This is a genomic window from Cupriavidus sp. SK-3 (assembly GCF_000611145.1).
Lineage (GTDB): Bacteria > Pseudomonadota > Gammaproteobacteria > Burkholderiales > Burkholderiaceae > Cupriavidus.
The window spans coordinates 52,194-60,814 of the sequence record NZ_JFJV02000274.1 but is presented as its reverse complement, the minus strand read 5'-3'; the positions used below and the strand labels follow the sequence as shown (position 1 = coordinate 60,814).

Below are 8,621 nucleotides of genomic sequence, written 5' to 3'. Positions count from 1 at the left end.
GCCCAGGGGCATCGGCGGCGGCTCCCTGCCGCTCTCGCTGGTGCTCTCGCGCAGCGCGATCCAGCAGGCCTTCGTTGCGGACGCCGGGGACCCGGACCGCGCCCGCAGTTTCCTGCACTCGCATTCCTACACGGGCAACCCGCTCGCCTGCCGCGCGGCGCTGGCCACGCTGGACCTGTTCGAGCGGCAGGATGTGATCGCGCAAAACCGCCAGCGCGCCGGGTGGCTCACGCAAGCCATGGCGGGACTGGCAGCGGATGCGCGGCTGCAGCATGTGCGCCAGCGCGGGCTGATCTGGGCCGCCGACGTGCGCGAGGAATATGCCGCGAACGCCGGTGAATTCTCCGCGCGTTTCCATCATGCCGCGCGCGCGCACGGCGTATTGATCCGTCCGATCGGCCGCACGCTCTACGTGATGCCGCCGTATGTGTTCGACGCCGACATGGCGCAGTGGCTGGCCGGCCGCCTCCAAGCCACGCTCGACGCGGTGCTGGCCGGCGGCCTCGACAAGAACGAAAGCGCCGGCAACGATGCCGGTGCCACCAGGGAGATTCGCCATGTTGCTTGAGCACCTGACCCTCGCCGCCGCCGAGCGTGACGCAAAGGCGCTGACCCGCCGCCGCCGCACCGCGTATTCCGCCTGCGCCCCGCACCAGGCCGTGAGCGACGCCTGCGGCGACGAAATGCACTCCTTGCTCACCTTTTGCAGCAACGACTACCTGGGCCTGGCCAACCATCCCGCGCTGATCGCGGCGATGGCGGACGGCGCGCGCCAGTTCGGCGCGGGCAGCGGGGCGTCCCATCTGGTGAGCGGCCACTCGCTGGCGCACCACCGGCTCGAGAGCGAACTGGCGGCGTGGTACGCGCCGCATATCCCGCACGCGCGCGCACTGTATTTCTGCACCGGCTACATGGCCAATATGGCGGTGCTGACCGCGCTGGGCAGCGCCGATGCCACGCTCTTCTGCGAAGAACTCAACCATGCTTCGCTGATCGACGGCGCCCGCCTCGCGCGTGCCGAAGTCCGCCGCTATGCCCATCGCGACGTGGCCGGGCTGGAGGGGTTGCTGACCGCCAGCAGCAGCCCGCTCAAGCTGATCGTTACCGACAGCGTGTTCAGCATGGACGGCGATCTCGCCCCGCTGACCGAGCTGCTGGCCCTGGCCGAGCGCCACGACGCCTGGATCATCGTCGACGATGCGCATGGCTTCGGCGTGCTCGGCGAACAAGGGCGCGGCGTGCTCGAGCACCTGGGCCTGACGTCGCCGCGGTTCATCTATATCGGCACGCTGGGCAAGGCTGCCGGCGTGGCGGGCGCCTTCGTGGCCGCGCACGAGACCATCATCGATCACCTGGTCAATACCGCGCGGCAGTACATCTACACCACGGCCGCGCCGCCGGCGGTGGCGCACGCCTTGTCCGCCAGCCTGGCGCTGATCGCCGGGGATGAAGGGCGGCAGCGCCGCGCGCAGCTCGGTACGCTGATCCGCACGCTGCGGGGCGGGCTGGCCGGGCTGACCCGCGCCGCGGGCTGGCGCCTGGGTGAAAGCACCACGGCGATCCAGCCGGTGATCGTGGGCGACAACGTAGCCGCACTGGCGTTGTCCGCGGCGCTGGAGGCCGACGGTATCCGCGTGGGCGCGATCCGTCCGCCCACCGTGCCGGTGGGTACGGCGCGCTTGCGCATCACGCTGTCGGCCTCGCACACCCTGGCCGATGTGGATCACCTGCTGGCCAGCCTGCGCAGCGTGGTGCCGCACATGGAGGCGTCATGAGCGAGCGTGCCGCCATCGCCTGCTTTGTCACGGGCACCGACACGGGCATCGGCAAGACGCACGCCAGCGCCACCTTGCTGCACGCGCTGCGCGCCGCCGGCCACCGCGCGGTCGGCATGAAACCGGTGGCAAGCGGCAGCGAGTGGCGCGGCGACCATTGGCATAACGACGACGTGGCCCAACTGCGCGCCGCCAGCGCGGTGGCCGTGCCGCAGGCGCTGACCTGTCCTTTCCTGTTGCGCACGCCGGCATCGCCGCACCTCGCCGCCGCCATCGAAGGCGCCCGCATCACGCGCGAGCCGATCCGTGCCGCCTTTGCCGCGCTGCGGGCGCAGGCGGATGCGGTGGTGGTGGAAGGCGTCGGCGGCTTTCGCGTGCCGCTCGACGGGGCGCCGCCGGAAGAGGGCGGCTGGGATACCGCCGACCTCGCCGTGATGCTCGGCCTGCCGGTGCTGCTGGTGGTGGGCATCCGCCTTGGCTGCATCAGCCATGCGCTGCTTACCGCCGAGGCGGTGCGCGCGCGCGGCCTGCACCTGGCCGGTTGGATCGCCAACCGCATCGACCCGGGCATGGATCTCGCCGACGAAAACATCGACACGCTGCGCGCGGCGCTGGATGCCCCGCACCTGGGCACGCTGCCGTGGCAGGCCGCGCCGTCCGATGCCGCCGGCCAGCTCGCGCTGGCGCCGCTGCTGGCCGCCTGCCATGCCCGGTCCACGGGCGCCGCCGCCTGACCGCGTGCATTGCAGAAACCGAATACACCCAAAGCATTACTGGAACCGATAACAATCATGACCACCACTTCCCTCGCACCCGACACCGTAGCCGCCATTTCCGCCGACACCCTGCGCCAGACCGCCCGCCGCTTCACCGAGACCGCGCCCGCGGCCAGGCCCGGCGACTGGACCGTGGCCGAAGTTGCCGCGCTGTACGCGCTGCCGTTCAATGACCTGCTGTTCCGCGCCCAGCAGGTGCACCGCGAGCATTTCGACGCCAACGCCGTGCAACTCTCCACGCTGCTGTCGATCAAGACCGGCGGTTGCGAAGAGGATTGCGGCTATTGCCCGCAGAGCGCGCACCACGATGCCGGCGTCACGGCCGGCAAGCTGATGGCGCTGGACGAAGTGCTGGAAGCCGCGCGCGCCGCCAAGGCCAGCGGCGCCGGCCGCTTCTGCATGGGCGCCGCCTGGCGCAGCCCCAAGGACCGTCACCTGGAGCCGGTGATCGAGATGGTGAAGGAGGTCAAGGCCATGGGCCTGGAGACCTGCGTCACGATTGGCATGCTGGAGGCCGAGCAGGCCCGGCGCCTGAAGGATGCCGGGCTGGACTACTACAACCACAACCTAGATACCTCGCCCGAGTTCTACGGCGAGATCATCGGCACCCGCACCTACCAGGACCGCCTGGACACCATCGGCCATGTGCGCGAGGCTGGCATCAACGTATGCTGCGGCGGCATCGTCGGCATGGGCGAATCGCGCGAGGCGCGCGCCGGGCTGATCGCGCAACTCGCCAACCTCGACCCGTACCCCGAGTCGGTGCCCATCAACAACCTGGTAGCGGTCAAGGGCACGCCGCTGGCCGACACGGCGCCGATCGACCCGTTCGAGTTTGTCCGCACCATCGCGGTGGCGCGCATCACCATGCCGCGCGCCATGGTGCGCCTGTCCGCCGGCCGCGAAACCATGGACGATGCGCTGCAGGCGCTGTGTTTCATGGCCGGCGCCAATTCCATCTTCTACGGCGACCGGCTGCTGACCACCGCCAATCCCCAGGCCGACCGCGACCGCGCCCTGCTGTCCCGGCTGGATATCCGCACCGAGGGCTACGCCGGGTAAGCCGGCCGGCCCCGTAACCGCTTTGCCTGAGCCCGGTTGGTGACATCGCAGGCGTTCCGCACTGCGGACCCCGGCACCGCGCCGTTCCGGGGGGGGGGCGGTGCGCCGCCGGCGGCATCCGTGTCGATCCAGGCAAGTGCCCTGCACTGCGGGCAGGGCCATGCGGAAGGTGATACCTTTCATGTGTTCAGCGGCCAGCGTCACGTGGCACTTGGCTGGACCGGCCCGCTGGCACACGCCGGTGAAGGCGCGCGGTTGCTGTCCTTCCGGGCCGGAAACGGCCGGGCCGCCGCCTCCGGGGCGCGCCTGCCGCAAGAAAACCGCAGGCAACGCCCATCCTCTGCGAAAATAGAAACAAAACCAGAGTGGAGATGAGATGAAGTTGCAGTTGTATGTACCGGACGGCCGTTACCAGCCCTGGATCGACGGTTTTGCCGAAGCCCTGCCCGAGGCGCAATGCCTGACCTGGGAAGACAGCAAGAACGAGCAGGTGGACTACGCCGTGGTCTGGCGGCCGCCGCTGGAGATGCTGCGCGGGCGTACCGACCTGAAAGCGGTCTTCAATCTCGGCGCCGGCGTGGATGGCATCCTGAGCCTGCGCGACACCGACGCGAACGCACTGCCGGCCGGCGTGCCCATCGTGCGCCTGGACGATGCCGGCATGGCCGCCCAGATGATCGACTACGTGACGCACGCGGTACTGCGCTACTTCCGCCGCCTGGACGAATACGCGCTGGCCCAGCAGGCCGGTACCTGGCGTTTTCTCAAGCCGTACCGCCGCGCCGATTTCACCATCGGTGTGATGGGCGTGGGCACGCTGGGCGCGCAGATCGCCAAGTCGCTGGCCGGATTCGGTTTCCCGGTGCGTGGCTGGAGCCGCACGGCGCGCGAAGTCGAAGGCGTGCAGGGCTTTGCCGGCGAGGCTGGCCAGGCCGGTTTCCTGGACGGGCTGCGCGTGCTGGTCAATGTCTTGCCGCTGACGCCGGAAACCGAGAACATCCTGGATGCCGGACTGCTGGGCAAGCTCGCCAAGGGCGCCTACCTGGTCAACGTGGCGCGCGGGCCGCACCTGGTCGAGGAAGACCTGCTGGCCGCGGTGCAATCCGGCCAGGTTGCCGGCGCCACGCTCGACGTGTTCCGCACCGAGCCGCTGCCTGCCGACCATCCCTTCTGGTCCGAGCCGCGCATCACCATCACGCCGCATATCGCGGCGCTAACCTTGCGCGAAGACAGCATTGAACAGATCGCGGGCAAGATCCGCGCGCTGCGCGCGGGCCAGCCGATCGCCGGCGTGGTCGACCTGCAACGCGGCTATTGAACGAACCGGGCACCGGGGCGGAGCGCCCCGGCGCCATGCACCGGATACGCCGCGCCTGCGCGGCTACCCGAAACGAGGAGACATCGTGAACCTGCCCCACTATGTGAAAGTCGTTGAAGTCGGCCCGCGCGACGGCCTGCAGAACGAAAAAGCCATGGTGCCGACCGAGGTCAAGGTCGAGCTGATCAACCGCCTGAGCGACGCCGGCTTCGTCAATATCGAAGCGGCTTCCTTCGTCTCGCCCAAATGGGTGCCGCAGATGGCCGACGGCGCCGACGTGATGGCGCGCATCCAGCGCCGGCCCGGCACCTTGTACTCGGTGCTCACGCCCAATATGAAGGGCTTCGAAGGCGCGGTGGCCGCGTCCGCGGATGAGGTCGTGATCTTCGGCGCCGCCAGCGAGGCCTTCTCGCAAAAGAACATCAATTGCTCGATCGCCGAATCCATCGCGCGCTTCGAGCCGGTGGCCGCCGCCGCCAAGGAGAAAGGCTTGCGCCTGCGCGCCAGCGTCTCCTGCGCGCTGGGCTGCCCCTACCAGGGCGAAGTGCCGGTGCACGCGGTGGTGGACGTGGTGCGCCGCATGCGCGATCTCGGCTGCGACGAGATCGACATCGCCGACACCATTGGCGTGGGCACGCCGGGCCGGGTGCAGGAGGTGATGCACGCGGTGGCCGCCGAATTCCCCATCGACCGCCTCTCCGGCCATTTTCACGATACCTATGGCCAGGCGCTGTCCAATATCCTGGCCAGCCTGCAGGTCGGCATCTCGATCTTCCACGCGTCTGTGGCCGGTCTCGGCGGCTGCCCTTATGCCAAGGGCGCCACCGGCAATGTCGCCACGGAAGACGTGCTGTACATGCTGCACGGCATGGGCATCCATACCGGCGTGGACCTGGAGCAGGTGGTGCGGGCGGGCGACTTCATCTCGCAGTCGATCGGCCGCGCCAACAGCTCGCGCGTCGGACGCGCGCTGCTGACGAAGTGGGGCGCCGCTGCCGATGCCGCGCCCGCCTGCGTGTAAGGCATTGCCATTCGCACCCTACCGACATGAACATTCGCACTCCTGACAATGCCGGGGACACGGCAGCGTTGCCCGAAGCCGCGCAGCGCGTGGCGGGCCTGCTCGCCGGCCTCGGCCACGACAAGCCGGTGGTCATGCTGCCCGCCACCGGCAAGACCTCGGCCGAGGCTGCGGCCGGGCTCGGCTGCTCGGTGGCCGAGATCGCCAAATCCATCATCTTTCGCCGCGTGGCGGACGACGCGCCGGTGCTGGTGATCGCCAGCGGCAGCAACCGTGTCGACGAAGCCAAGGTGGCCGCCGTGGTGGGCCAGCTCGGCAAGGCCGACGCCAGGTTCGTGCGCGAGAAGACCGGCTACGCCATCGGCGGTGTCTGCCCGATCGGCCACGCGGTGGCGCCGGTGATGCTGCTCGACAGCGACCTGTTCCGCTACGACAGCCTGTGGGCTGCCGCCGGGCATCCGCACGCGGTGTTCAACCTCACGCCGCAAGAACTGCAGCGCATGACCGGGGCCGAAGTGGCCGATGTGGCGCAGCGCGATTCCGCATGAAGCCGCCACTCGCACCCGGCATCGCCCGCGCCACGACCGCCGCCGCGCAGGCGCGCATGGCTGGCAGGGGCTGATCCGATGTCGCAAGCCACCCGCCTTGCCGCCGAACTCACGCGCGGCGCGCAAGCCGCGCAGTGCGCGCAGCCCGTACCGTCGCCTTGCCGCAATGTATGCCGCATGGATGCCGCCAGCGGCTACTGCGAAGGCTGCCTGCGCACCATCGGCGAGATTGCCGCATGGTCCGGCAGCGACGAGGCGGAGCGGCGCAGGATCTGGCTGCTGTTGCCGTCGCGCGCCGCGCAACTCGCCGCACAGGCGGCGCCTTGACTGCGCCGGCGGCTGCCATGCGTGTCCACCCCAACACCACGGAGTGATCCGGCCATGACACCATGACAAACGCCATCGACTGGTATTTCGACCCGATCTCGCCGTTCGCCTACCTCGCGTTCGAGCGGCTGCCCCGGGCCTTGCCGGCCAATGCCACGGTACGCTACGTGCCGCTGCTGTTTGCCGGGCTGCTGCGCCATTGGGGCAATGTCGGCCCGGCCGAGATCGCGCCCAAGCGCCGCTTCACCTTCGAACATGTGGCATGGATCGCGCACCGCGACGGCATCCGGCTCGCCATGCCTGCCGTGCATCCTTTCAATCCGTTGCCCTTGCTGCGCCTGGCGGTAGCGCTGGAACTCGAGGGCCGGCTCACGCACGCCACGCTGGCGCCGGTATTCCGCTTTGTCTGGCAGCAAGGCCATGTGCCGCAGCAGCAGGCGGAATTCGACGCGCTGTGCGCCCTGCTTGGCGTACCCGCCGCTGCGCTGGCGCAGGATGCGGTCAAGGCGCGCCTGCGCGAACACGGGGACGAAGCCGTGGCGCGTGGCGTGTTCGGCGTGCCCACCGCCGTGCTGCAGGGCGACGCGCAGGGCCAGCTGTTCTGGGGCCTCGATGTGCTCGACATGCTGGCCGCGCGGCTGGACCAGGATCCTTTCTTTGCCTCCGACGCGTTCCGTGCCGCCGCCGACTTGCCGGTGGGAGCGGGGCGCGCCGATGCGCCCACTCCGNGATGCTTGTGCATGGTGGGCACCTAGCGGGGGGGGGGGGGGGGGCCCCCCGCCCCCCCCCCCCCCCCCGCCGATCGCTGACTAGCCCTGATTAACCGATAGCCCGATGCCAGCCACCTTCACGCCTCCCACCCTGCCATCCACCATGCGCGTCTTTGAGCGCGGCTGGCTGTCGGCCAACAACATCCTCTTTGTGGACGGCGACGACACCGCGCTGGTCGATTCGGGCTATGTCACGCATGCGCCGCAGACGCTGGCGCTGGTCGAGGCCGGCCTGCGGGGGCGGCCGCTGCGGCGCCTCGTGAACACGCATCTGCACTCCGACCATTGCGGCGGCAATGCCGCGCTGCAGGCCCGCTGGCAACCGCGCACGCTGATCCCCGCCGCGGAGGCCGGGGCGGTGCGCGCGTGGGATGTGGACGCCCTCAGCTACGGCGCCACCGGCCAGCAGTGCGACCGCTTCGGCTTCGACGGCGTGGTGCAGGACGGCGATGTGTTGCGCCTGGGCGGGATGGACTGGCAGGTGGTGGCGGCGCCCGGCCACGATCCCCATGCGGTGATGCTGTTCGCGCCGCAGGAAGGCATCCTGATTTCGGGCGATGCGCTGTGGGAGAACGGCTTTGGCGTGATCTTCCCGGAACTCGATGGCGAGAGCGGTTTCGCCGAGCAGGCGGCCGTGCTGGAGCGCATCGCCGGGCTGGATGCGCGCGTGGTGATTCCCGGCCACGGGCGGCCGTTCACGAACGTCGCCGCCGCCCTCGACGTTGCCGGCGGGCGGCTGGCCTACCTGAGCGGCGATGCCGGGCGCAACGCCGCGCACGCGGTCAAGGTGCTGGTGAAGTTCAAGCTGCTGGAGCAGCAGCGCATGCCGCGCGACGCGCTGCTGGTGTGGATGGCGCAGGCACCGCTGATGCTGCGCATTCAGGCGCGCTTCATGGCCGGGCAGGACCTGGCGCAGGTCCTGGACCGGGTGCTGGAGTCCCTCGCCGCGGCGGGCGCGCTGGCGCTGGCAGACGGCGAGGTGTACAACCGGGACTGAGCGGTGGCGCCCCGCCCTGGCGCTTGC

General features: G+C 69.9%; 9 protein-coding genes and 1 pseudogene. All 10 read left to right on the top strand.

Going from position 1 to position 8,621, the window contains the following annotated elements:
- A partial coding sequence (locus CF70_RS38470; protein WP_235185272.1) for an aminotransferase class III-fold pyridoxal phosphate-dependent enzyme occupies positions 1–568 on the top strand: 568 nt, incomplete at its 5' end.
- Positions 558–1,775: an 8-amino-7-oxononanoate synthase gene (bioF, locus tag CF70_RS30355; protein WP_035874431.1), complete on the top strand. Its 1,218-nt coding sequence runs from the start codon at positions 558–560 to the stop codon at positions 1,773–1,775. The genes CF70_RS38470 and bioF, both read left to right, overlap by 11 nt.
- A complete protein-coding gene (gene bioD / locus CF70_RS30350) occupies positions 1,772–2,509 on the top strand; it encodes a dethiobiotin synthase (RefSeq protein WP_035874429.1) in 738 nt (245 codons plus the stop codon). The genes bioF and bioD overlap by 4 nt, the downstream gene beginning before the upstream one ends.
- 57 nt (positions 2,510–2,566) lie before the next feature.
- Positions 2,567–3,613 carry a biotin synthase BioB gene (gene bioB, locus CF70_RS30345; RefSeq protein WP_035874426.1) on the top strand — a complete coding sequence of 349 codons (1,047 nt, stop codon included), beginning with the start codon at positions 2,567–2,569 and terminating at the stop codon, positions 3,611–3,613.
- A 376-nt stretch (positions 3,614–3,989) separates the two neighbouring features.
- Positions 3,990–4,931 carry a 2-hydroxyacid dehydrogenase gene (locus CF70_RS30340; protein ID WP_035874423.1) on the top strand — a complete coding sequence of 314 codons (942 nt, stop codon included), beginning with the start codon at positions 3,990–3,992 and terminating at the stop codon, positions 4,929–4,931.
- Positions 4,932–5,016: 85 nt separating this feature from the next.
- Positions 5,017–5,952 (top strand): hydroxymethylglutaryl-CoA lyase, encoded by a 936-nt coding sequence (locus CF70_RS30335; RefSeq protein ID WP_035874420.1) that lies wholly within the window; start codon positions 5,017–5,019, stop codon positions 5,950–5,952.
- A gap of 26 nt (positions 5,953–5,978) precedes the next feature.
- Positions 5,979–6,500, top strand: coding sequence for a YbaK/EbsC family protein (locus CF70_RS30330; RefSeq protein WP_035874416.1), 522 nt, complete (start codon positions 5,979–5,981; stop codon positions 6,498–6,500).
- A 78-nt stretch (positions 6,501–6,578) separates the two neighbouring features.
- Positions 6,579–6,827 carry a DUF1289 domain-containing protein gene (locus CF70_RS30325; protein ID WP_035874414.1) on the top strand — a complete coding sequence of 83 codons (249 nt, stop codon included), beginning with the start codon at positions 6,579–6,581 and terminating at the stop codon, positions 6,825–6,827.
- 62 nt (positions 6,828–6,889) lie between these two features.
- Positions 6,890–7,555, top strand: a pseudogene (locus tag CF70_RS30320) (2-hydroxychromene-2-carboxylate isomerase); the annotation flags it as partial.
- 106 nt (positions 7,556–7,661) lie between these two features.
- A complete protein-coding gene (locus CF70_RS30315) occupies positions 7,662–8,594 on the top strand; it encodes an MBL fold metallo-hydrolase (RefSeq protein WP_035874411.1) in 933 nt (310 codons plus the stop codon).
- Positions 8,595–8,621 lie beyond the last annotated feature (27 nt).